Source organism: Dysgonomonas sp. GY75 (genome assembly GCF_015234155.1).
In the GTDB taxonomy this organism is placed as follows: Bacteria; Bacteroidota; Bacteroidia; order Bacteroidales; family Dysgonomonadaceae; genus Dysgonomonas; species Dysgonomonas gadei.
Genome location: NZ_JADCLQ010000012.1, coordinates 160,801 through 185,350, shown reverse-complemented (window position 1 = coordinate 185,350; position 24,550 = coordinate 160,801). Strand labels below are relative to the sequence as shown.

General features: G+C 41.0%; 18 protein-coding genes. 11 read left to right on the top strand and 7 right to left on the bottom strand.

Annotated features, from left to right (window positions below):
* The first annotated feature begins 1 nt into the window (after nucleotide 1).
* The gene (locus tag IR083_RS06110) at nucleotides 2-2,179 is read left to right on the top strand and encodes a glutamine synthetase III (protein WP_006798508.1); all 2,178 of its coding nucleotides are present in this window, start codon (nucleotides 2-4) and stop codon (nucleotides 2,177-2,179) included.
* Nucleotides 2,180-2,246: 67 nt separating this feature from the next.
* Here the strand turns inward: IR083_RS06110 and IR083_RS06105 are convergent, their stop codons facing one another.
* Nucleotides 2,247-2,921, bottom strand: a complete 675-nt coding sequence (locus tag IR083_RS06105) for a flavin reductase (protein ID WP_006798507.1) — start codon at nucleotides 2,919-2,921, stop codon at nucleotides 2,247-2,249.
* Nucleotides 2,922-3,175: 254 nt separating this feature from the next.
* Between IR083_RS06105 and gltB the strand changes: the two genes are divergently transcribed.
* The 6 genes from gltB to IR083_RS06075 all read left to right on the top strand — a co-directional run bounded on the left by gltB (nucleotide 3,176) and on the right by IR083_RS06075 (nucleotide 12,452).
* Nucleotides 3,176-7,693 (top strand): glutamate synthase large subunit, encoded by a 4,518-nt coding sequence (gene gltB, locus IR083_RS06100; RefSeq protein ID WP_194223645.1) that lies wholly within the window; start codon nucleotides 3,176-3,178, stop codon nucleotides 7,691-7,693.
* Between the two features lie 81 nt (nucleotides 7,694-7,774).
* On the top strand, nucleotides 7,775-9,199 hold the full coding sequence (locus IR083_RS06095; RefSeq protein ID WP_006798505.1) for a glutamate synthase subunit beta: 1,425 nt from the start codon (nucleotides 7,775-7,777) through the stop codon (nucleotides 9,197-9,199).
* A gap of 146 nt (nucleotides 9,200-9,345) precedes the next feature.
* Entirely contained in the window at nucleotides 9,346-10,035 is a 690-nt protein-coding gene (locus IR083_RS06090) for a calycin-like domain-containing protein (RefSeq protein ID WP_006798504.1), read from the top strand.
* A 106-nt stretch (nucleotides 10,036-10,141) separates the two neighbouring features.
* Nucleotides 10,142-10,684, top strand: coding sequence for a C40 family peptidase (locus IR083_RS06085; RefSeq protein ID WP_006798503.1), 543 nt, complete (start codon nucleotides 10,142-10,144; stop codon nucleotides 10,682-10,684).
* A 95-nt stretch (nucleotides 10,685-10,779) separates the two neighbouring features.
* Nucleotides 10,780-11,532, top strand: coding sequence for a C40 family peptidase (locus IR083_RS06080; RefSeq protein WP_194223644.1), 753 nt, complete (start codon nucleotides 10,780-10,782; stop codon nucleotides 11,530-11,532).
* A gap of 164 nt (nucleotides 11,533-11,696) precedes the next feature.
* Entirely contained in the window at nucleotides 11,697-12,452 is a 756-nt protein-coding gene (locus IR083_RS06075; RefSeq protein ID WP_194223643.1) for a creatininase family protein, read from the top strand.
* A gap of 5 nt (nucleotides 12,453-12,457) precedes the next feature.
* Here the strand turns inward: IR083_RS06075 and IR083_RS06070 are convergent, their stop codons facing one another.
* From IR083_RS06070 to IR083_RS06055, 4 genes are all read right to left on the bottom strand, one after another.
* Nucleotides 12,458-13,066 (bottom strand): hypothetical protein, encoded by a 609-nt coding sequence (locus tag IR083_RS06070; protein WP_006798500.1) that lies wholly within the window; start codon nucleotides 13,064-13,066, stop codon nucleotides 12,458-12,460.
* 28 nt (nucleotides 13,067-13,094) lie between these two features.
* Nucleotides 13,095-16,334, bottom strand: coding sequence for a UvrD-helicase domain-containing protein (locus IR083_RS06065; protein WP_194223642.1), 3,240 nt, complete (start codon nucleotides 16,332-16,334; stop codon nucleotides 13,095-13,097).
* Entirely contained in the window at nucleotides 16,312-16,650 is a 339-nt protein-coding gene (locus IR083_RS06060) for a translation initiation factor (protein WP_006798498.1), read from the bottom strand. The genes IR083_RS06065 and IR083_RS06060 overlap by 23 nt, the downstream gene beginning before the upstream one ends.
* Nucleotides 16,651-16,739: 89 nt before the next feature.
* Complete coding sequence (locus IR083_RS06055) at nucleotides 16,740-17,219, bottom strand: methylglyoxal synthase (protein WP_006798497.1); 480 nt, start codon at nucleotides 17,217-17,219, stop codon at nucleotides 16,740-16,742.
* Between the two features lie 261 nt (nucleotides 17,220-17,480).
* Between IR083_RS06055 and IR083_RS06050 the strand changes: the two genes are divergently transcribed.
* The 4 genes from IR083_RS06050 to IR083_RS06035 all read left to right on the top strand — a co-directional run bounded on the left by IR083_RS06050 (nucleotide 17,481) and on the right by IR083_RS06035 (nucleotide 22,116).
* Nucleotides 17,481-17,909: a MarR family winged helix-turn-helix transcriptional regulator gene (locus IR083_RS06050; RefSeq protein WP_194223641.1), complete on the top strand. Its 429-nt coding sequence runs from the start codon at nucleotides 17,481-17,483 to the stop codon at nucleotides 17,907-17,909.
* Entirely contained in the window at nucleotides 17,910-19,217 is a 1,308-nt protein-coding gene (locus IR083_RS06045) for a TolC family protein (protein WP_194223640.1), read from the top strand.
* A 93-nt stretch (nucleotides 19,218-19,310) separates the two neighbouring features.
* Nucleotides 19,311-20,408 (top strand): HlyD family secretion protein, encoded by a 1,098-nt coding sequence (locus IR083_RS06040; protein ID WP_194223639.1) that lies wholly within the window; start codon nucleotides 19,311-19,313, stop codon nucleotides 20,406-20,408.
* 100 nt (nucleotides 20,409-20,508) lie between these two features.
* The gene (locus tag IR083_RS06035) at nucleotides 20,509-22,116 is read left to right on the top strand and encodes an MFS transporter (RefSeq protein WP_194223638.1); all 1,608 of its coding nucleotides are present in this window, start codon (nucleotides 20,509-20,511) and stop codon (nucleotides 22,114-22,116) included.
* Between the two features lie 106 nt (nucleotides 22,117-22,222).
* On the opposite strand, the gene IR083_RS06030 is transcribed toward IR083_RS06035, so the two are convergent.
* Nucleotides 22,223-23,146: a 3-phosphoglycerate dehydrogenase gene (locus IR083_RS06030; protein WP_006798492.1), complete on the bottom strand. Its 924-nt coding sequence runs from the start codon at nucleotides 23,144-23,146 to the stop codon at nucleotides 22,223-22,225.
* A gap of 75 nt (nucleotides 23,147-23,221) precedes the next feature.
* A complete protein-coding gene (gene serC, locus IR083_RS06025) occupies nucleotides 23,222-24,295 on the bottom strand; it encodes a 3-phosphoserine/phosphohydroxythreonine transaminase (RefSeq protein ID WP_006798491.1) in 1,074 nt (357 codons plus the stop codon).
* Nucleotides 24,296-24,550 lie beyond the last annotated feature (255 nt).

Below are 24,550 nucleotides of genomic sequence, written 5' to 3'. Positions count from 1 at the left end.
TATGACAAAGTTACGTTTTAGAGCAGTAGCGATGGCCTCGGAAAGAAAACCGGTAGAGGTGCGAAAACCGGAAAAGAAGACATCGGAATATTATGGAGAGAAAGTGTTTAATCGTAAAGCTATGACCAAATATCTTTCGAAAGAAACTTTCAAAGCGCTGAATAATGCTATCGATAAAGGAGGTTCTGTAAATCGTAACCTAGCTGAGCACGTAGCTGCAGGTATGCGTATGTGGGCTTTGGAAAATGGTGTGACTCACTATACACACTGGTTTCATCCGTTGACGGACGGAACTGCCGAAAAACATGACGCTTTTGTAGAACATGACGGACAGGGCGGCCTGATAGAAGAATTTGAAGGAAAGCTTCTGGCGCAACAGGAACCGGATGCGTCCAGTTTCCCATCGGGAGGTCTTCGCAATACATTCGAGGCTCGCGGATACTCGGCATGGGATCCGTCTTCTCCTGCATTTATTGTTGGCAATACATTGTGTATCCCTACTATATTTATCTCTTACACTGGTGAGGCACTCGACTATAAAACTCCATTGCTGAAAGCACTGGCGGCAGTAGATAAGGCTGCGACCGAAGTGGTTCACTATTTTAATAAAGATGTAAAGAAAGTACAATCCAATCTGGGTTGGGAACAAGAATACTTCCTTGTAGATGAAGATCTTTTCATGGCTCGCCCCGATCTGGCTCTGACAGGAAGAACGTTGATGAGTCACGAGAGCGCTAAAAATCAACAGTTGGAAGATCACTATTTCGGTTCTATACCTGAGCGTGTACAACGCTTTATGGAGGAGCTGGAGTATGAGTCTTATGCTTTGGGTATTCCTGTAAAGACCCGCCACAACGAGGTTGCGCCTAACCAGTTTGAGTTGGCTCCTATATATGAAGAGTGTAATCTGGCCGTAGACCATAACCTGCTGGTGATGTCGGTGATGGATAAGGTAGCGCGTAAACATTCATTCCGTATATTGTTCCACGAAAAACCGTTCAAGGGAATCAATGGTTCGGGTAAGCATAATAACTGGTCGCTAAGTACCGATACAGGTATCAACCTGCTGTCTCCGGGTAAAGATCAGGTGGAAAACCTGCGCTTCATCACTTTTGTGGCGAATATTCTTGCGGCAGTGCATAAAAATAACGGATTGCTGAAAGCATCTATATCTTCTGCTACAAATGCTCACCGTTTAGGTGCAAATGAAGCGCCTCCCGCTATTATATCCGTTTTCCTTGGCTCACAGGTAAGCGATATACTCGATAAGTTTGAGAAGAGCGCGGTTAAAGACGCCATTGTGGTTGACAGCAAAAAGCAAATCAGCCTTGGTGTAGGGCAGATTCCTGAAATCCTTCTAGATAATACCGACCGTAACCGTACATCTCCGTTTGCCTTTACAGGTAACCGTTTCGAATTCCGTGCAGTAGGTTCATCGGCAAACTGTGCTTCTGCTATGACGGCGTTGAATGCTTCTGTTGCCGAGCAACTTCGACTGTTTAAAGAAGAAGTGGATGGCCTTATATCTAAAGGTAAATCTAAAGAAGAAGCCTTGTATGAAGTATTGAAGAAATACATCAAAGAATCACGTCCTATCCGTTTCAATGGAAATGGTTATAGTGATGAGTGGAAGGCTGAAGCTAAGAAACGTAAGTTGGATTGCGAAACCAGCGTTCCTGTGATTTATGATGCGTATACATCGAAACAAAGTATCAAAACGTTTACAGGTATCCTTTCGGAAGTAGAATTGCATGCCCGTAACGAAGTGAAATGGGAAACTTATACTAAGAAAATTCAGATAGAATCACGTGTACTCGGAGATTTGGCTTTGAATCACATTATTCCTGTGGCAATCTCTTACCAATCTATTTTGCTGACTAATGTATCGAAACTGAAAGAAGTCTCAGATGATTATAAGACATTGGGAGCAGAGCAATTGAGGTTGATCGAAAAAGTTTCTACTCATGTGAATGCAATAAATGCTAAGGTACACGAAATGATAGACGCTCGTAAGATTGCGAATAATATCGAGAGTGAACGCGAAAAAGCTATCGCATACCACGATAATGTGGCACCTTACCTGGACGAGATCCGTTATCATGTCGATAAGCTGGAGCTGATCGTAGATAACGAAATGTGGCCATTGGCTAAATATAGAGAGTTACTTTTTATTCGCTAATCGCTTTTATTATAATGAAAAATCCCGGCTTCGTAAGAGGCTGGGATTCTTTTTATTTATATCCGTTCTATTTCCTTATCCACACTGCTGTAATATCGCCAAATACAAGTTTATGGTATTCCTTGCCATTTCCGTCTTTCTTTCCTTTTTCTACAAACTCTTTTCCTTTTTCAGAATAGAAGTCTTTCGGATTGGTCTCCGTGATTTCCACCAGTTTACATTCTATTATTAGCTTGGCTTCTTTGTATGTGATATTGCCTGATGGAGTTTTCACATAGGTCAATGTTGTTTCTTTCATCTTGTCGGAGCTTCTTCCGCTCTTGCTGCCGAATGCTATCACTTGATCTTTGAACTGATCGGGGAAGTATGTCATGGTATAACTCTGTTCTTTCTTTATAAATTCCAGTGTGTAACGGCTTGCATTCAGGAAGCACCAGGTAACTGGCACTTCGAATAGTTGTCCCCAGCCACCCCAGCTTGCAGTCATCGAGTTGTAGAGAGAATCGGAGCCGGCTGTAATCACCGAATAATCTTTACCTACTAGTTTGAATACATTTTCAGTCAACTCGGTAGGCTCTACTTTTCTGAACAAATCGTCGAAAGATTTGTCTTTTACATCCGCGTAGGTTATAACATCAGTTGAATCTGTAGTTGATTTTTCTGAAGATGTGGTGTCTTTGTGTGCCCCTCCACATGAAAACAAGAATGTTGTCATGATGATTGCTGACAGGAATTTTTTCATAATTCTTATGTTTTAATTTAATGAGTGATATGTCAAAAGTAATAATTAACAATTATATTATCAGATATTCAGTATAAAAATAATTTTAAATAGATTTTTGTTAAATAAAGCAGTGTTAATCTATTCTTTTTATGTAAAAAATCATTTTTTCGAACAAAAGGAGATTTTATGTGTTGAAAATTTGTATATTTGTCATCTGTCTTAGTTTGGGGCGGAAATCGAATTTTCTATCAATTATATATCAACTAATAACTATGCAGGATTTAAAATCAGCAGTACAGCACGGATTATATGACCCGGCCTATGAGCATGACGCATGCGGGGTAGGGATGGTGCTTCATATGAAGGGTGCTAAATCCCATGCCATCGTTGAGAATGGTCTCCGTGTATTGGAGAACATGACTCACCGTGGGGCAGAAAATGCAGACAACAAAACCGGAGACGGTGCCGGTATTATGTTGCAGATACCACACGAGTTTATACTACTACAAGGGATTCCAGTCCCTGAAAAAGGACATTATGGAACAGGGCTCGTCTTTTTGCCTAAGGGTGAAAAAGAAATGGAGTCTTGCATGATTACCCTTACACAATATATCGACAAGGAAGGATTAAAGCTTCTGGCAGTACGTGATGTACCTGTCAATAGCGATATATTAGGTGAAATGGCTCTTTCGAATGAACCGAATATAAAACAGATATTTGTAGTTGGAGAAGAGGGTATGTCCCAGGACGAACTGGAACACCGGCTCTATATCCTTCGTAAGAAGATAGAGAAGGAGATCTTCAATTCGAAGGTATTCTCTTTAGATACAAAGAAAGCTTTCTATATAGTTAGTTTATCCACAAAGCGTATTATATATAAAGGGATGTTGTCGTCGGAGCAGCTCCGTCATTATTTTCCCGATTTACTGAACCCGCATCTGACAAGTGCTATTGCGCTTGTACACTCGCGTTTCAGCACCAATACATTTCCTACATGGGATTTGGCACACCCTTTCCGTATGGTGGCGCACAATGGGGAGATCAATACAATAAAAGGTAACCGCCTGTGGATGGAAGCCCGCGAAAGTGTGCTAAAATCGGAATTATTAGGTAATATCAGCGATCTATGGCCGATTGTACAGCCGCATATGAGTGATAGCGCTTCATTCGATAATGTACTTGAATTTCTTGTGATGTCCGGGAAATCGCTTCCGCATGCTATGGCTATGATGGTACCGGAATCATGGAATGATAAGAATCCTATTTCGAATGATCTGAAAGCCTTCTATGAATATCATAGTATATTTATGGAGCCGTGGGATGGTCCCGCTACATTGCTGTTTTCTGACGGACGATATGCAGGAGGATTGCTTGACCGCAACGGTCTGCGTCCTGCGCGTTACCTGATGACTCATAGTGGTATTATGGTAGTGGCTTCAGAGATGGGAGTACTTCCGTTCGAACCGTCCGAGATAAAGGAAAAAGGACGCCTTCGTCCGGGTAAGATGCTGATGGTAGATACCGAAGAGGGTACTATACAATATGATGCCGAGCTAAAAGAAAAACTTGCAAAAGCATATCCTTATCGCGATTGGTTGGCAAAGAACCGTATTTCACTCGATGATATTTCTTCAGGAAGGACTCCTAAATATAATGTGGAAGACTATACCAAAATGCTGAAAGTATTCGGCTATTATAAGGAAGATATAGAAAAGATACTGACGCCTATGGCAGCGGAAGGAAAAGAACCTACCGCCTCAATGGGTAACGATGCACCGGTGGCTGTTTTGTCGAACAAGCCGCAACGCCTGTTTACGTACTTCCGTCAGTTGTTTGCGCAGGTAACAAACCCGCCTATCGATCCTATTCGTGAAGAGTTGGTAATGTCATTAGCCGGATATATCGGTTCGCTTCACAAGAATATACTGGAGCCGATGCCGGAACATACAAAGATGGTTGGTCTGTCAAATCCATTCCTTTCCAACAGGGAACTCGACTTGTTGATCCACCTGCAATACAAAGGCTTTAAATGTGAAGTCCTGCCAATGCTTTTTGATCCTAAGCAGGGTGGTGCAGGTCTGGAAAAAGCCATAGATGAACTGTGTAAAAAAGCTGAAAAAGCCGTTGACAACGGTAATAATTATATCATTCTCAGCGACAGGGGCGTTAATCCCGATAATGCGGCTATTCCGTGTCTGCTAGCCGTATCCGCCGTTCATCATTATCTGGTGGAGCGTCGCAAGCGTATGCAGATAGACATTGTGGTGGAATCTGCCGAACCGCGCGAGGTAATGCATTTCGCATTGCTGTTCGGTTACGGGGCAAATGCTGTGAATCCGTATCTGGCACTGGCTGTCATCGAAGAATTGGTGAAGAAGGGGGATATACATCTCGATTTCCATACAGCCATGAAGAATTATGTGAAAGCCATCAACAAAGGTTTGTTGAAAACCATGTCTAAGATGGGTATTTCAACATTGAAAAGCTATATTGGCGCACAGATATTCGAAGCTGTCGGCATCAGTTCGGCAGTAATAGATAAATACTTCAAAGGAACAACATCTAAAATAGAAGGAGTCGATTTGAACGATATCGCCAGTGATACGATAGAAGCCTATTACGAAGCATTCGAGGAAGATTTTACAGACCCTTCATTGATAAGTCAGGGTATTTATGCATGGCGTCGCAATGGTGAATACCATGCATGGAATCCCGAAACGATAATGAATCTCCAGATGTCTACACGTTTGGGAAGTTATAAGAAATTCAGGGAATATACAAATTCGATCGACAAAAAAACGGAGAAGATTTTCCTGCGTGACTTCCTTGATTTTGATTTGGCAAAGAAACCAATCGACATTTCAGAGGTAGAACCTGTATCGGCTATTACCAAGCGTTTTGTAACAGGTGCCATGTCATTCGGTTCTATCAGCCGTGAAGCACATGAAGCTATGGCTGTGGCCATGAATGCTATCGGGGGTAAAAGCAATACCGGAGAGGGAGGTGAACTGCCCGAACGTTTTGCAACAAATGCCCGTTCAGCTATCAAGCAGGTGGCATCCGGCCGTTTCGGGGTAACTACCGAATATCTGGTAAATGCCGACGAACTCCAGATCAAGATAGCACAGGGAGCAAAACCGGGTGAGGGAGGACAACTTCCGGGCTTTAAGGTAGATCAGATTATAGCGAAGACCCGTCACTCGATTCCGGGTATTTCGTTGATATCGCCACCACCGCACCACGATATATACTCTATTGAAGATTTGGCGCAGTTGATTTTCGACCTGAAAAGTGTAAACCCGGTCGCACAGATAAGTGTGAAACTGGTATCCGAAAGCGGAGTGGGAACTGTGGCCGCCGGAGTGGCGAAAGCAAAAGCCGACCGCATTGTCATCAGTGGTTGCGAAGGAGGTACAGGAGCAAGCCCTGCCAGCTCGATCAAGCATGCCGGACTTCCCTTAGAGATTGGTTTGGCTGAGGTGCAGCAGACTTTGGTACTCAACAATCTGCGCGGACAGGTATATTTGCAGACAGACGGTCAGTTGAAGACCGGACACGATATTATTGTAGCTGCTATGTTAGGTGCTGAGGAATTCGGTTTTGCAACCAGCGCACTGATAGTATTAGGATGTATTATGATGCGTAAGTGTCACCTGAATACCTGCCCTGTCGGAGTTGCTACACAGAATGAAGAGTTGCGGAAGAAGTTTATTGGCCGTAGTGAATATCTGATTAACTACTTCAATTTCCTTGCCGAAGAAGTGCGTGAGCATCTGGCATCATTAGGAGTGAAGTCGTTGGATGAGATAGTAGGCCGTGCCGATTTGCTGAAATATGTGAAAAGTGAAGCAAATTCAAAAGTAGAGAAACTGGATTTATCCCGTCTTATCTATTTTCCTGCCGAGACGAAGGAAAATGCAATACACCGTATAAAGAATCAGGAGCATAAACTGGATGATGTACTGGATCTGAAGTTGATTACAACATCACGTCTGGCTATCGATAAGGCTATGCCTGTAGTTATTTCCCATACAATACGAAATACGAATCGTACGGTAGGTGCTATGCTTTCGGGTGAAATAGCTAAGAAATACGGTAACGCCGGACTTCCTTCAGATACTATCCAATGTACATTCCAGGGGGCAGCCGGACAGAGCTTCGGAGCATTTCTTGCTCATGGTGTTACATTCAAACTTGAAGGCGATGCCAATGACTATGTGGGCAAAGGCCTATCGGGAGGTAAGATCATCATTGTACCTCCGGCCGTATCTACTTTCAAGCCCGAAGAAAATATCATTGCCGGTAATACCTTACTGTATGGTGCTACTTCCGGCGAAATATATATCAACGGACGGGTCGGAGAGCGTTTTTGTGTACGCAATAGCGGTGCAACAGCCGTTGTGGAAGGAGCCGGAGACCATTGTTGCGAATATATGACGGGTGGCCGTACGGTAGTGCTTGGAAAGACAGGACGGAATTTCGCGGCGGGTATGAGCGGCGGGGTTGCTTATGTGTATAACATAGACGGCGATTTCGACTACTATTGCAATATGCAGATGGTCGAGCTTACACTGATAGAAGACACTTACGACAGTAAAGAGCTTCGTCAGCTGATCACCAATCATTATGAATATACAAACAGCCCTCTGGCAAAACATATCCTCGACAACTGGAATACAGAGGTAGAGAAATTCATGAAAGTAACCCCTATTGAATACAAGAAAGTGTTACAGGATGAAAAACTGGAAGCTATAAAGAAAAAAATAGCACAAGTAGAATTCGATTATTAATTAGCAAATTAGCGAATTAGCAAATTTGAGAATGTATTTACATTTGCTAATCTGCTAATTTCCGAATTTTCAAATTAGAAAATGGGAAATCCAAAAGCATTTTTAACAGTAAAGAGGAAAGACGCAGGATACCGTCCGGCACAGGAGCGTATCCTCGATTTTGGTGAAGTAGAACAGACCCTAAATACAGAAGACCGCCGCGAACAGGCATCACGTTGTATGGATTGTGGTATCCCGTTTTGTCATTGGGGGTGCCCGCTAGGCAATAAAATGCCCGAATTTCAGGAGTATATATACAGAGGTAACTGGAAGCTGGCGGCAGAAGTACTGATGCAGACAAACGACTTTCCTGAGTTTACAGGACGTATTTGTCCCGCACCTTGTGAGAAATCGTGTGTACTGTCGATACACCGTGCTCCTGTAACAATTCGTGAGAATGAGGCATCTGCATTGGAACACGCTTTCAATGAAGGTTTTATTCAGCCTAAAATACCTGCACACCGTACAGGGAAAAAAGTGGCCGTGATAGGTTCGGGGCCATCGGGATTGGCTGTGGCAAATCAGCTGAACCAGAAAGGGCATGACGTGACTGTTTATGAGAAAAATTCCAATATAGGAGGCTTGCTCCGTTTCGGTATTCCTGACTTCAAATTGAATAAGAATATTATCGACCGTCGCTTGAAGCTGATGGAAGCCGAAGGTGTGAAGTTTGTAGTAAATACTGAAATAGGTAAAGATGTAAAAGGCAAAGATATTCTGAAAGAATATGATGCAGTCTGTGTTGCTATCGGTTCACAGGTTCCACGCAACCTTCCGGTTGAAGGCCGCGAACTGAAAGGCGTCTACTATGCTATGGAATATCTTACCACTCAAAATAAGATGATTGCAAAGGAAGAAATTCCTGCCGACCAGATTATTGATGCCAAAGGCAAGAATGTTCTTGTCATCGGTGGCGGAGATACAGGTTCTGACTGTATTGGTACTGCAAATCGTCAGGGAGCGGCAAGTGTTATGCAGATCGAAATTTTGCCTAAGCCACCAAAATTAGAAGATATCGACAATCCGTGGCCAATACCATTTCCGGTTGTACTGAAAACTTCTTCATCACACCTTGAAGGCTGTGAGCGTCGCTGGTCGCTGAATACGAAGCGATTTATTGGTGAAGATGGTAAACTAACCGCAGTGGAACTTGTTGAAGTAGCATGGGAACAAGACGAAACTGGCAAACATATAATGAAAGAAGTAGGAGAGCCTGAAATCCATAAGATAGACCTTGTTTTCCTTGCTCTTGGTTTCGTTCATCCTATACAGGAAGGCTTATTGAAAGAGCTTGATATAAAGACCGATGATATTCGCCGTAATGTAGCAACCGATTCTAAAAGAGCAACTAATATAGCCAAAGTATTTGGCGCAGGCGACTGTGTAAGCGGACAATCATTAGTTGTAACGAGTATTGCTTCGGGAAGAAAGACCGCACAACATATCGATGATTATTTGAGTAAATAAAGGTTAATTTTAGTTAACTTTTGTGCTGTCAGATATAGTTATGGTGTTATAACTTTTGCGAAGTTGCATATCTTTATGCAACTTTGGCTTTATAGAATGCATCAATATATCTAGGACACTAATTTTATTAACCAAATAAATTCATTATGAACAAGAAACTTTTATGTTTATTAATGTTTGTCTTTTCATTAGGACTGACTTTTACAGCATGTAGTAGTGACGATGATGATCCGGTGAACCTGACATTGGAAAAAAGCGAAACCAGCGTTGATCAGGGAGCTACTGTGACAGTAAAAATAACTCAGGGTAATGGAGACTACAAAGTAAGCTCTGCAAGTGAAACGACTGCAACCGCTTCGGTAAGTGGCGATGTAATTACTGTATCTGGTGTAGCCGCAGGCGAGACTACTATAACAGTTACCGATAAGGATAAAAAAACAACTACTCTTAAAGTTACAGTTGTCGGTCTTGCTGACCAGGTTGCAGGAACATATAGTGGAACACTTTCTGTATTAGGCCAAGATTCTGAAAGTGAAATAACTCTTGAAAAAATCTCAAGTGATAAAGTTAAAGTAAGTCTGAAGAATTTCTCATTTTCTGAGATGGAATTGGGTGATATTATTGTAAGTGATATTCCTCTGACATTAAGTAATGGGAAAGTAATATTAGAAGAAACTTCTACATCTCTAACATTAACAATGATGGGTAATCCGATAGAAGTTGATGTTGCTGTTTCAGGAACTGTCGAAGAAGTATCTATGAACTTGGCTATTGCAGTAACAAAGGTTCCTCTATTAGGAAGCATAGATGTAACTTTCTCAGGTGATAAAAAATAATGACGTCTATTAATTTCTTTATTTAATATACGGAAAGCGGTTTTTGGAAACAAGAGCCGCTTTTTCTATTATATAATACTTACCTTTAGCATGTAAACCAGATTTTATGAAAAGATTTATCCTCTATTCCATACTATCCGTCCTGTTGATTCTGTTGGTTACTTCCTGCGGAACACAAAAAACTCCGGGCGGGCAATTGTATGATCCTAAAGAAGTAGCGGAGCTTTCCAAAAAACTAGGTATACCTCTCAGTAATACAGATAAGGATGATGATAAGAATATGCCGTTGTATGCCGAAGTTTCCCAATGGCTAGGTGTGCCATACCGTAATGCGGGACTGTCACGGAGAGGTCTTGACTGCTCCGGATTTGCATTTCTGATGTATCAGAAAGTATATAGGATGAGGATTCCAAGGTCGACATCGGACCTGTCGGATATGAAGATGCACAAAGTATCTAAAAATAATCTGAAAACGGGTGATCTCGTTTTCTTCGCCACATCTAAGAATTCAAACCGGATCAACCATGTAGGGATTTACCTGAAAAATGGAAGTTTTATACATGCATCAACCTCAAAAGGTGTGATCGTAAGCCATCTTGACGAAGGTTACTATAGTCGCACATGGAAAAAGGCCGGCCGGATAAAATAGTTAAAAGAGTACTTAAATAATTATAAAAAACACAGTTGCTTAGCCTTATATTAAGTTGATTTTCCTACTTTTATCCGATTTAAAATTTAACACCCATGCTTGCACAGAAGAAATTTTTGAGAATATCCATTATGCTATTAGTGTTTTCAATGGGATTTATGCCAATAGCAGCGATAACACCAAAACATTCAAAAACAGGTAAGAAAAAATCAAAAACAAGTGCAATTACTACAAAAAAGGTAAAAGTAGAACAATCAGTCCACAACATAGAAGTTGAAACTACCGATGGCAATATAATTGCGTTGCCTCAGGTGAAGCAGACATTGGAAGACCATTCATCCCTATTCCCTTCGTCAGATAATTTGATGGCTGATGCCAGTCTATCAAGGACGATGGATGCGCTCCAAAAACATATGATAGAAATTAAAGAGATGCAGGAATTGTCATCTCAATTAGGGGTTTCTGTAAAGGATGTATCTTTTCTGCCTTTGTACCGTGAAGCCGCCGATTGGCTGGGTACGCGATACAGAAGAGGGGGGATGAGCCGTAAGGCAGTTGATTGTTCCGGTTTCACCAACATTATTTATAAAAACGTATTCGGGCAGCAGCTGGACAGGGTGAGTACCACTATTGCTAAAAATGTGAAGGAGTCTATCCTTGATAAAGAAGATCTTCTCCCCGGCGATATGGTATTCTTTTCTACTTTCAACAAAAAATATATCAACCATGTGGGTGTGTATCTGGGAGAGGGTAAATTTATCCATGCATCTATAAAATATGGTGTTATAGTAAGCTCTTTGGCCGAAGGTTATTACAGCAGGACTTGGCGTAAAGGCGGAAGAAATTAATATTTAGTTAATATTGACATACGGGAGATATCGAAAGATATCTCTTTTTCTTTTTATGTAAATACTTAAGATGAATTCCGGTTTCATTTCTATCGATAAAATCATTTGGAATCCATTATCATTTATTAGCTTTGTTATTCTTATTCATTCTAAAACTGAAATACATGAATCCTTCGTTCGATATCCTTACCGCTATATATAATGATACCAAAGGGCAGACGTATGATTTTGCTGTTCTTCCGTGGGGAGCAACCGAACCTCACAACTATCATTTACCATATATCACCGATTGTTATCTTGCGCATGGTATATCAGTAGATGCTGTGATAAAGGCATATGATTCGCAAAAGATAAAAGGTATGGTGTTGCCCCCGATTCCGCTGGGTTCACAGAATCCCGGGCAGAGGGAGCTTCCTTTTTGCCTGCATGGCCGGTACGAAACTCAAAAGGGTATACTGACCGATATTGTGGCTTCTCTCGATTGTCAGGGGATATATACGTTGGTTATAGTGAATGGTCATGGCGGCAATAGTTTTAAAAACATGATCCGTGACCTTGCTGTAGATTACCCTCATTTTCTGATTGTGGTCAGTGATTGGTTTGCAGTCTTACCTCAGGCCGGATATTTTGAAGAAAGGGACGACCATGCCGGAGAAATGGAAACTTCGGTAATGATGCATTACTATCCCGAACTTGTGAACTTATCTCTGGCCGGAGACGGGGCTTATACTCCGTTCAAACCGGAAACATTACGTGATGGTACCGGATGGACCCCGCGAAATTGGGCGCAGGTATCATACGATACAGGTATAGGAAATCCTAAGAAGTCTACCGCTGAAAAAGGCAAGGTGTATGCCGGAGCTGTTAGCCAGAAATTGTCGGAACTTTTTGTCGATTTAGTAAAAGGTGAAATATATTGAGTATACTAGTCCTCTTTATTATCCATCAATTTCTGATAAGTACTTAGTGTCTCGTAATAATCGTAGTTCATAATGTCCGATACAACTACCTGCTTTAACTGACTCCATTTCTGGCCTTCACGTTTATATATAAGCATTTCGTACGGTATGGTTACACTATAGTCCCCTTTGTTTGATAAAGTATCAGCGATCAGATATTGAGCAGGTATATAGCGGCCAAACAGGCAGAAGTCTTCAATATCTAAATCTTTTCGTAGTATCTCATCTATATTTTTCGCTGTTTCATCATCATAGAAGAGATTTCCTTGCGAATCTTTAATCAGTTGTATATTATTCTTTTTCTCAAAATCTTTATATTTTAATACGCCTTCATCTGTTTTCGGTACATACAGGATTGAATATTGACCTTTACCCTCTATTGTGTAGACTGCTGAAGGAATCTCCATCATCAGGTCTATCAACAGACTCTTATTCAGATCGAAATTATTAATGATTTCCTCATGGTTGAAGCCCTGTTCTGCAACTGCGGACTCCGTATTCTCTTTATTTTTATTATTACATGATATCAAGCCGATAGCCAGAGATATAATAAAAGTAAATTTAAATAACTTCATATATATTGTATTCGAATTTTTATTGATTTCAAATTTCCACAGTCTTCTCCAGAGTAAGATAACAAATATAGCCTTTTACATCCGTATATCCCATTTTTTTTATCTGTTCTACATAATATTTTACCTGGCGGATGTATCTTTTATCCTCTTTTTCGCCAAACTTATAATCAATGACAACGACTTCGCTACCTTTTATCATTACACGGTCGGGGCGGCTAAATGTTCCTCTTGGTTGCAATATCTGCACCTCGTTCAGCACTTTATATTCGCCGGAATACCAGGCGGAAACTGTTGGGTCGGACAGGTAATTGTGAAGTAATTCAATTACCGATTTTTTTTGTTCCAGAGTTATATCGCCCGAAATATGATATTCTTCCACTGCATTTTCAATATCTTCTATAGTTTGCACATTACTCACTATCTCATGCATCAGGGTACCATAGTCGCGTTGTCCCGAATCGGAAAAATAATACTTGTTTTTTAATAGCAGTTTTACCCGCTCGTCATACGGTGTACCGGATAAGGTATCTATATTTACTTCCTCGACAAGAGACTTTTTCTCTTTTTTTACGGGAGAATACGCTTTATTTATTTCAAATATACCTTTTTCTTCATTCAGATATTGAGGCAAGTCGATATATGCCGGCTTATCAGATAACAGGGTAGGAGATGTGTTTACACAAGCCCATAGTAAAGAAGATATATTGCTTACCTCATCTTTTTTCGGGCGCGGAGCAAAAACGATCAGTTCATTTTCGGCACGGGTGAAAGCCACATACAACACATTTATATTGTCGATAAATGCGTGTAGGCGTTCATCGAAATATTCATAGTCGAAGATTGTATTTTTCAGTTTCTGCGAATACTTTACGGGTACGAGGTGTAGCCGGTTGAATGGCTCGGCTAGTGGATGGCACCACAATATAGTTGTCAGCTTATGATCTATCTCCCAATTGCAAAAAGGAATGAGTACTACTTTAAATTCCAGTCCTTTCGACTTGTGTATGGTCATGATACGTATAGCATCCTGTCCGTCGGGAGTAAATATAGTCTTGCTTACACCTGTTTCGTCCCACCATTTAAGGAATGCGTCAAGGTCTGACGAGTTGCGGATTGTGAAATCAAGCACCATATCGAGGAATGACTGTATATAAATCTGTTCGTTGTCTTCCATTGCGCTGCGGAACAATTCAAACATCTCCTCCGTCATTTCATATAGAGGCAGTTCCCTGATGCGGTTCAGTTTGTCTCTGACCTCTTCGGGCAAATCATCCTTTGCCGAAAAATATTTCTGTAAAGCCTCTTCTGCACTCAACTGGTTGCTATACTTGAAATATTCGTAAACGGCCAGAACTTTCAGAGAATTATCCAGAGGGTTATGGAGGTATTTCAGCAGGGCGATAATCAGCTTTATACTTTTGGAGTTTCCAACAAACAACGCTTCATCGGAAATGATATCGTACCGGTATTTTGCATCCCTGTGTTCGCTTTTATATTCCAGCAGGCGGTTGGCTACATCTGCACCCTCCTTTTTTGTGCGAACGAGGATCGCGATATCTTTCAGCTTATAGCCCCTGTCCTGGAGGCTTTCTATTTGTTCCGGTAACTGTTCCAGTGCATAATCCTGCCATACATGTTCATCGGTATCTATAAACTCTACTTTGACATGCCCTTCGTTGCTTTTATGGCTCTCCGGTATTTCCTGGTATAATTCGTTATATGCTTTGGTTATACGGGAAAAAAAAGGCTGTAAGCGCTTATCATCGGTATCTTGCAGTGGCTTGTTGTATGTATCTTGCAACAGATTTGCTCCGATGGTAAAAATGGCATTGTTGAACGCTATTACATTGTACGAACTACGCCAGTTAGTTCCGAGTGTTTCATGATTGATGCCCTCATTAGCGAAATCTTTGTCGAGCTGTTCGTCCAACAGCTTCCAGTCCGAATTCCGCCAGCGGTAGATACTCTGCTTTACATCCCCTACAATGAAATTCTTATTACCTCCGCTCAGGCTGTCACGCACCAGCGGCAGGAAGTTCTGCCATTGCATACCTGATGTATCCTGAAACTCGTCTATCATATAGTTATTGACGCGCAGTCCTACTTTTTCGTAGATAAACGGTGATTCATTTCCCTCTATGATACGGCTAAGTAATTCGGTAGTATCCGAAATTAGCATGACGTTGTTTTCCGCAGCATACTCCCGTATTTTTTTATCCACATCACCCAGTATTCCAAGCGTGAAGAAATAGCGGTTTATTTCGTATGCCGTCTGATAGGTACGTGAATTGTCGTAATGACTTATTATATTGCAAACGCAAACGTTCAGTTCCGGATATGCGCCTTCTATTTTGCTTCTGATCTCCGCTCCGGTTTTTGCCGTGCACCAGCCGGATACTTCATCGGCCATCGTGCGGAAGGTATTAGTAGGTTCCTCTATCGTGCCGTTAGCCCATTTCAGGAATGAGAAGAAGGGAGAACGCGACCCTCCTTTAAAATCTTCCGGTTTCAGTCCGTAGCGGGTCATTATATTCAGTGCTTTTTCGCCTGTCTCCTGTGAAGTCTTTTCAAAGGTTTGGATGATGGCGAAAAGCATCTCCTTGTAGTCTGCCATCAGCTGCTTGTCGGAGATGTTTTCCTGTACCTGATTGCTGTATGTTTTAAAACTTTCTTTGAATATCTCTTTCGACAGGGATTGTATGTCGTTGCGGATATTCCATGTTTCACCATTCTCCACTTTTTCTTCCGAAAAACGAATGAGCCAGTCCAGCAGTAGTTTGTTGTCTTTGCTTTCCAGATCGTAAAGCATGGAGTCGATGGCTTCACCCAATATTTTGTCGGTATCCAGTTCCACGTTGTATCCTCCGCCCAATCCTATTTCGCGGGTAAAGGCTCGCATGGTTTGCTGGAAAAACTTGTCGATGGTACTTACCGAAAAGGCTGAATAGTCGTGCAGGATACGTACAAGGACATTATATGCTTCTTTTCTCAGCTGCTCTTCGCTGAAGCTGTACTCATCGGTTAATAGTCCGATGTAGTCGGAATCACGGCCTAGTGCCAGATTTGCCAGTTCGGCGATGATACGCCTTTTCATCTCGTCCGTAGCCTTATTGGTGAAGGTTACAGCCAATATGTGCCGGTAGGCAAAGGGCGATGAAAATAACAGGCACAGATACTCGGCGGTCAGGCGGTGAGTTTTTCCCGAGCCTGCCGACGCTTTATATACATGCAGATTTATTTCATCGTCAAATAATGCGTGCTTTGGCATATCCTTCCTTTTGCAGGAGTTCCAATATTTTGTTTCTGAAATCGCCTTGTATGATGATCTCACCGTCTTTAGCAGAGCCTCCGACGCCACATTTTACTTTCAGCAACTTACCCAATGCTTCCATGTCTTCGGTAGTGCCGATAAATCCGGTAATCAGGGTGACCGCTTTTCCTTTGCGGTTTCGTTTATCCAAAGAAATGCGCAATGCCTGCTTTTCTTTTGGCAAAGTATCCTGCTCTTCTTCGCCTTCTTTTTCATATTTAAAGTCCGGATTGGTAGAATATACCACATTCAGACGGTCTTTCCAGTCGCTCATAAGTAGGTAATTAACAATTAATAATTAACAGTTAATAATTGAAAATATCATCTCGTTGTTAATTATTAATTCTTCATTCTTAATTATTCTCACTCTTTTAATCTTCTGAAACTTGCGTCAAAATTAGCCCTGTCGAAATTTTCGTATCTCGGGCTTGTAGGCTTGTAGTCGTCGTTGTCCCACAAAGTACTTGTCAGCATCAGGTCGGCACTATAGCGATTACATGCGATAGGCACATTATGTACGCGACACTGACGAAGCAACATCATAATATCTGCCTCATGTGGTTGCGGGTTCAGGTCGTCGATAAGGAAAATAGCCATATCCACTTCGTGCCGGACAACCATAGCGGCTATTTCCGCATCTCCACCCATAGGTCCTGAGTTCATACGTGTTATCTCCGCATTTATTCCTTTTTCTTCGAACGCCTCTTTTATCAGGGTTCCGGTGGTTCCGGTACATACCAGATGATGTTTTGCCAAAAAATCGGAGTTGTAATAACACCATTCTACCATGTCTGCTTTGCGGTGATCGTGCGCTACCAGAGCTATTGTCAGTCTTTTATTCATATTCATTATTTTTTTAGATTGTGAAATGATTATACTATCACAAAGTTTTATTATTAATTATTCCAAAGATAAGACATTTCTGTGTCTTTTTAGCTAAGGATCGGTTAAGTAAAGAAAGATAAGTCACTACATTTTTATTACTACAATAATTATTGCCAACATCTCACAATATTATTTTATGACAAATATAAAAATATATATTAGTTAAACATTCAACTAATTATTTTGTTATATCTTTGCATACGAAAAAACTGAAGAGATATGATGCAAACATTTGTACAGACAATATTGCAGACTCAGTCTTTCTACCGTCAGATAATCCATCGAAAAATGCGAGAACATAATATAGATGTAACATTCGAAATGTTGCATATATTAAGGTGTTTGGACAGTGTTGATAGTAAAGTCAATCAACAGGAACTGGCAAATCTGACGTATAAAGACAAATCGAGTCTTTCCTATCTGATAAAGAATATGGAAAAAAGAGGACTGATCTCACGTGAAGAAGATCCGTCCGACAAACGCAACAAACTTGTGGTATTAACGGCTAACGGGGAAAAAATGCATACAGAAATCAGGGAGATAATAGAAGACGTATATACGAAACTGGAAGAAAATGTTAATTCACGGCATATTCAGCTATGCATAGAATATATGAAGGAATTTACGGATATTAATAAGGAAAGTTAAGTGAAAACAACACTATACATATTACTGGCTACATTAATATACACATCATCGCTTACTGCACAGAATACATACAGGCTTACGGTAAACGAATTATTTGAACGCGGGTTGCAAAACAGCATAGCAATACAATCATCTGTGATAAAAACACAGATATCGGAAGATAAGGTAGGCTTGGCAAAGAATAAACGATTGCCCGATATTTCGGTTAGCGGCCTGTTCGGTTATGTGGGTACGCCAACCATCCTCGATAGAGACTTATCATTCCTGAAGCACTCCGACACTCCCGACTGGAAGCAGAATTATCAGGTGGCGGCAACTCAGCCCATATATCAGGGTGGACGGATAAAGAACAGCATAGAGAAAGCGGAATTGGAAAAAGAGATAGCTCAATTATCCTTACAAAAGGATAAATCGGAGCTGAAACTCTGGTTAATAGGTAAGTACCTCGATTTATTTAATTTATATAAAGAACGGGAAGTATATGCCAAGAATATTGAAGAGGCTCAGATCCGTCTGCGGGACATTGAGAAAATGAAAGAGGAGGGGATGATTACGACAAACGATGTTTTGCGTAGCCAACTGCTTCTCACAAATTATGAATTATCGTATAAAGAAACGGAGAATAATATCACCCTTACCTCCCAGCAACTAGACATTGTAATGGGAATGGATGAAAATACAATTCTTGAACCGGGTCAGAACCTGCTGTTATTCCAACTTGATATACAGCAGGAAAACGACTATATATATCGGGCTTACGCACAATATCCGGATATGAAAATTATGGAAAAGAATATTGCTTTAGCTCAAAATAACCTGAAACTGACAAAGGCCGATTACTTGCCTGTATTATCATTACAGGCGAGCAATACACTGGCCCGCCCCATTCCGAATGTCTCACCTGCTCAGGACTTATATCTGAATGCGTGGGGTGTGACGCTGAATCTGTCGTACCACATTTCTTCATTATTCGACAGGAAACATGCCACCAATGCGGCAAAAAGCCAGATACACCTGCAGGAACTTGCACAGGAACAGCAAAGGCAAAACATCCGTACAGGCGTGAAAGCAGCATTTGTAAAACATCAGGAGGCACTGGACAGAATAAAAACATTGGAAAAATCTGTGGAGCAATCGAATGAAAACTACCGGATAGTAAAAAACAGATACTTCAACCAGCTGGCTATACTGACCGATTTGCTGGATGCAAATACAGTACAGTTGAATTCGGAGTTACAACTTACTACTGCAAAAACAAACGCGATATATACATACTATCAATTACAAAAAGTTAGCGGAAACCTATAAGGTCGCGGACCTATTTATTACTTTGGTAAGTGAAATAACCAGAGTTTGTTATATTTTATAAATATATGATTAAATCCTTTCAGTTACTTAATTATGGATACAGATAAATCGAACTTAGCTGGCAGAAAAGACGAAAAAGAAGCCTATCGTAAACTGAAAAAGAAGCGCATACGCAATATTATACTCAATATCATCAGTATATTATTAGCGTTGGGCGGTATCGCGTGGGGAGTGAACTTCTTCATCCGTTACTATCGCTACGAAATAACAAACGATGCAACAATAGAGCAATATATAACACCTATCAACTCACGTGTATCGGGTTATATAAAAGAAGTGCGATTTACCGAACACCAGTGGGTAAATGCGGGAGATACCCTATTGATAATAGACGACAGGGAATTTAAAATAAAAGAGATGGATGCCGAAGCCGCACTGATGGATGCCAAGAGTTCTTCATCTGTACTTTCGTTAAATATAATTACCACATCTGCAAATGTTACTGTTTCGGAAGCAAATATAGAGGAAGCAAAAGCGCGCCTATGGAAAGCCGAGCAGGATCTGAAACGTTATAAGAATCTACTGGATGCCGAATCGGTTTCCCGGCAACAGTACGACCAGATAAAAAGTGAATATGATGCTCAAAGCGCGCATTATAACGCTTTGCTCCGGCAGAAAGAATCCCTGAGGTCGACATCTGCCGAAGCCGCAAAAAAACAGGGGAATGCGGAGGCCACAATCCTCCGCCGCGAAGCAGATCTGGAAATGGCTAAGCTAAATCTGTCATATACTTCTATTATTGCCCCGTATAGTGGTTATGTAGGCCGTCGCACCCTTGAATCCGGACAACTGGTTCAGGCCGGACAAACAATAACCAACCTGATCAAAAACGATAATAAATGGATTATAGCCAACTACCGCGAAAAACAGATTGAAAATATTTACATCGGGCAGAAAGTAAATATAAAGGTAGATGCTATAAGCGGTAAGACATTTACAGGAACGATAACAGCGATATCCGAAGCTACGGGATCCAAATACTCAATGCTGCCGACCGATAACTCCGCCGGAAACTTTGTGAAAATACAGCAACGGATACCTGTCCGTATCGATTTTGAAGGTATATCGCCCGAAGATATGCAGAAGTTGCGTGCGGGAATGATGGTGGTTACCGAGGCGATAAAAGAATGAGGAGTTAATTAAGAATGAAAAATTAAGAATTAAGAGTGGCGTAAGCGGCTTGTAGCTTGTAATTTCCCGAAGGGGAAAGTAACTCGTAACTAATATAAAAATGATAATTCCTGTAATACGCACAACGACAATCAGCCCTTTCAGAAGCTGGGTTCCGAACTGGCTCAAGGTGGTTGTTGCCCTGACTATACTTATTCCTGTATTACTGGTCAACGGTGCATACACAGGCAGTAATATAGACATATCCAGTTATCTTGGTGTAATATCCGAGGATATCAACATGGCTTATTATGCGTCATCGGTCGGTATGGCCGTTGCATATCTGGTTATACCGAAAATAAAACCTTTGGCTACAGCCAAAACAATTATTCTAGTGGTACTTTTATTCCAAGTATTACTCAGCCTGATATGTGCCGAAACAGACTACATAGAAGTAATCATCGTTTGCAGCTTCTTTATCGGTTATTTCAAGGCTTTTTCGATGATTGAGACTATCAACATATTGATGCCGGCATTAAGCCCGAGCGGAACACGTAACGAGTTCTATGCAAAGTTTTATCCTATTACATTGATATGTGGACAATTGTCTTTAGTCCTCACAGCCGAGCTGGCTTACCTGTATAACTGGCAGTATATGTATTATTTTATGATACTGATGTTGCTGGTCGCCATTATTGCAGTGGTTGTATGCATGTCGTTTGCCCGCAGACTGGTGCGTATTCCTTTCAGGGATATAGACTGGCTGAGTTTTTTCCTTGTATCAGTCTGTTTTATGGCTATTGTATATGTGGCAACATATGGAAAAACGAAAGACTGGTTTTCTTCAACCAGTATCATAATAGCAACAATACTGATTCCGCTGACAGGCTGGATGTTTATACGCCGCCAGTTTTCCGATGCTCCGTTTCTGGATATGAGTGTGCTGAAAAACCGTAATTCGGTAACGGTATATCTCCTTTCTTTCGTACTGATGTTTTACGCATCATTCAGTATACTGATATCTTCTTATACTACCAATGTACTGAGACTGGACAGTACGCATATGAATGAACTGTATTTGTATATGATTCCGGGCTTTCTGGTAGGAGGGGTTATATGTTATTACTGGTTTGTAAGAGAAATCCGTATGGCCTGGCTTATCTTTATGGGTTTTGCCTGTTTTACAATTTCACTGGCGCTCCTGTATTTTATGATAACGCCTGCAGGCTTGTACGAAGACCTTTATCTGCTGATGTTTCTCAGGGGTGTAGGTATGTTGGTGCTGTTTGTGGCATTTGCTATTTATGGCATATACGGACTTTCTCCTAAACAGCTTATATATAATGCATTCTTTATGATATCGGCCCGTTCGGCTCTTGCTCCGGCAATCGGCGCATCAGTGCTTACAAACTGGCTGTATCGTTTGCAACAAAAAAATGTCAGTATCCTTTCAGAAGGTGTGGATATGCAGAATGCTTTGGTCGGCAGCCAGTTTACCACATCAGTAAATACTGCATTGTCACAGGGCTGGAGCCTCGAGGACGCGCAACGTATAGCGACTAACGCGTTGTATCAGAAGATACAGATACAAGCGGTAACAGTCAGTATAAAAACTATTGCAGGCTGGATGTTGATTCTGGGTATTTTCCTTTTAGTCTGTATCGTACTTTATTTTCTTCAGTTTAAACCTGTGAGATTGATGAAGATGGGTAACGATATGTCAGGGTAAGCAATTAGAAAATTAGCAAATAAAAAAGCTCCAGTGTTTTACTGGAACTTTTTTCTGTACATTAGCTTATTGTATTGTCAAATTTGCTAATTTCCGAATCTGCTAATTACTTTTTATTCACTCTGAAACGTTCATTTCCGTTCTTAATGAAATCGACGATCTGGCTGGCTGCTGCTATACCTGCATTGGTATTAGCTTCGGCGGTCTGCGCACCCATTTTTTTAGGAGTGGAGAAATACCGTCCTGCAAATTTCTCCGCCATTTCAGCATGGTTGCCCGGCATAATGTCGGTGACATATTTGAAGTCTTTACGATCTTCCATCAGTTTCACGATTTCGGCTTCGTTGATAACTTCCTTACGTGCCGTATTGATGAGTAATGCATTTTTCGGCATCTTACTCAATAGCGTGTAATTGATAGAATTCTTAGTCTCAGCAGTTGCCGGAATATGCAATGAAACAAACTGGCAGGTAGTATAAAGATCTTCGGCTGAAGCCACCGCTTTCACTCCTTCTTTTTCGATAGCTTCCGCAGTCAGGAACGGATCGTATGCATACACTTCCATACCGAAGCCTTTTGCTACGCGCGCCACATTGCGCCCTACATTCCCATATGCGTGAATACCAAGTTTTTTACCCATAAGTTCGGTGCCTGATGTTCCGTTATAGAAGTTACGCACTGCATATACAGCCAGTCCAAGAGCCAACTCTGCTACAGCATTCGCATTCTGTCCCGGAGTGTTCATTACACAAATATTGTTTGCTGTGGCAGCATCCAGTTCAATATTGTCGAAACCTGCACCTGCACGCACAACGATTTTCAGATTTTTTGCTGCATCCAGTACTTCTTTATCGAATATGTCGCTGCGAATAATTGCCGCATCAACATTAGCTACAGCATCCAGTAATTGTTTCTTCTCAGTATATTTCTCAAGTAAAACAAGTTCGAAGCCTGCTTTTTCGATTACATCGCGGATACCGTTTACTGCTTCCGCTGCAAAAGGTTTATCTGTTGCTATTAATACTTTCATGTTTGGAGTTTACTAGTTTTTAGTTTACTGGTTTACTAGCGTCTTCTAGTAGACTTGTAAACTAGAATTCTTGTTTTATTTTGCGATTTGTTTTTCAAATTCTTTCATTGCATCCACTAATGCCTGTACGCCTTCAATCGGCATAGCATTGTATATGGAAGCACGGAAGCCGCCGACAGAACGGTGTCCTTTCAGTTCGTACAATCCTTTCGATTTGGCAAATTCAAGGAATGCAGCTTCATTTCCTTCATATTCCGAAGAAAGAACAAAACATACATTCATCAGTGAACGGTCTTCGATAGCGCAGGTACCTTTAAATACAGGGTTACGGTCTATTTCATTGTAAAGCAATGCTGCTTTTTCCTTATTGCGTTTGTACATGGCTGGTACACCTCCATTAGCTTTCAGCCATCTCAACGTTTGCATAGCTCCGTAAATAGGCACTACCGGAGGAGTATTAAACATAGAACCGTTTTCGATATGTGTGCGGTAATCCAACATTGTCGGTATCGGACGAGTTACTTTTCCCAATAATTCGTCTTTAACAATTACGAATGTTAGTCCGGCAGGGGCAAGGTTCTTTTGTGCGCCGCCATATATTAAACCATATTTGGAAACATTTACAGGACGGGAAAATATGTCGGAAGACATGTCGGCTACCAATGGAACCGGAGAATCCAAGTCTTTATGTAATTCGGTACCAAAGATTGTATTATTGGTAGTAACATGGAAATAATCCGCGTCGGTAGGGATAACATAATCTTTAGGAATATATGTAAAGTTGGCAGGTTTTGATGTTGCCACTTCTACTACTTCACCGAATAATTTAGCTTCTTTCAATGCTTTGCTAGCCCATGTACCTGTATTGAGATAAGCTGCTTTTTTCTCCAGCAGGTTGTATGGTATCATACAGAACTGAAGACTGGCACCTCCGCCGAGGAAGATTACTGAATAACCTGCGGGTACTTCCAATAGTTCTTTGAACAACTCAACAGTTTCGTCCATTACTCCCTGGAAATCTTTCCCACGGTGGCTCACTTCCATCAAAGAGAATGACGACCCGTTGAAATCCAGTATGGCTTTCGCTGTTTCCTCTATTGTTTGCTGAGGAAGAATTGAAGGACCTGCACTAAAATTATATTTCTTCATTGTTATAAAAATTAGGAATTAGTATTCTTCTGCGTTATTTAAATAAAAGTGAATATTTAATTATATATTTTTCTGATTATAAGTGATTTATTGCTATCTTGTCAGCCGGGATCAATAAAAGGCCCGAGGCCTTAAGGCTCTCAAAATTAGTAATTATATCTTAAAACAACATATTTTAAAAGGATTATTCTTACCTTTATTTTGAAGGTGGTGTCAAAATGTTTTTTACAACATATTTAGAATCAATTATTCGAT

What these genes read in the sequence shown, in the direction of transcription:
- IR083_RS06085 (WP_006798503.1), top strand. Translation starts at nt 10,142, where the DNA reads ATGAAAAGATTTATCCTCTATTCCATACTATCCGTCCTGTTGATTCTG.
- IR083_RS06080 (WP_194223644.1), top strand. Translation starts at nt 10,780, where the DNA reads ATGCTTGCACAGAAGAAATTTTTGAGAATATCCATTATGCTATTAGTG.
- IR083_RS06110 (WP_006798508.1), top strand. Translation starts at nt 2, where the DNA reads ATGACAAAGTTACGTTTTAGAGCAGTAGCGATGGCCTCGGAAAGAAAA.
- IR083_RS06035 (WP_194223638.1), top strand. Translation starts at nt 20,509, where the DNA reads ATGATAATTCCTGTAATACGCACAACGACAATCAGCCCTTTCAGAAGC.
- IR083_RS06075 (WP_194223643.1), top strand. Translation starts at nt 11,697, where the DNA reads ATGAATCCTTCGTTCGATATCCTTACCGCTATATATAATGATACCAAA.
- IR083_RS06055 (WP_006798497.1), bottom strand. Translation starts at nt 17,219, where the DNA reads ATGAATAAAAGACTGACAATAGCTCTGGTAGCGCACGATCACCGCAAA.
- IR083_RS06040 (WP_194223639.1), top strand. Translation starts at nt 19,311, where the DNA reads ATGGATACAGATAAATCGAACTTAGCTGGCAGAAAAGACGAAAAAGAA.
- serC (WP_006798491.1), bottom strand. Translation starts at nt 24,295, where the DNA reads ATGAAGAAATATAATTTTAGTGCAGGTCCTTCAATTCTTCCTCAGCAA.
- IR083_RS06105 (WP_006798507.1), bottom strand. Translation starts at nt 2,921, where the DNA reads ATGAAAAAATTCCTGTCAGCAATCATCATGACAACATTCTTGTTTTCA.
- gltB (WP_194223645.1), top strand. Translation starts at nt 3,176, where the DNA reads ATGCAGGATTTAAAATCAGCAGTACAGCACGGATTATATGACCCGGCC.
- IR083_RS06070 (WP_006798500.1), bottom strand. Translation starts at nt 13,066, where the DNA reads ATGAAGTTATTTAAATTTACTTTTATTATATCTCTGGCTATCGGCTTG.
- IR083_RS06060 (WP_006798498.1), bottom strand. Translation starts at nt 16,650, where the DNA reads ATGAGCGACTGGAAAGACCGTCTGAATGTGGTATATTCTACCAATCCG.
- IR083_RS06090 (WP_006798504.1), top strand. Translation starts at nt 9,346, where the DNA reads ATGAACAAGAAACTTTTATGTTTATTAATGTTTGTCTTTTCATTAGGA.
- IR083_RS06065 (WP_194223642.1), bottom strand. Translation starts at nt 16,334, where the DNA reads ATGCCAAAGCACGCATTATTTGACGATGAAATAAATCTGCATGTATAT.
- IR083_RS06095 (WP_006798505.1), top strand. Translation starts at nt 7,775, where the DNA reads ATGGGAAATCCAAAAGCATTTTTAACAGTAAAGAGGAAAGACGCAGGA.
- IR083_RS06030 (WP_006798492.1), bottom strand. Translation starts at nt 23,146, where the DNA reads ATGAAAGTATTAATAGCAACAGATAAACCTTTTGCAGCGGAAGCAGTA.
- IR083_RS06050 (WP_194223641.1), top strand. Translation starts at nt 17,481, where the DNA reads ATGATGCAAACATTTGTACAGACAATATTGCAGACTCAGTCTTTCTAC.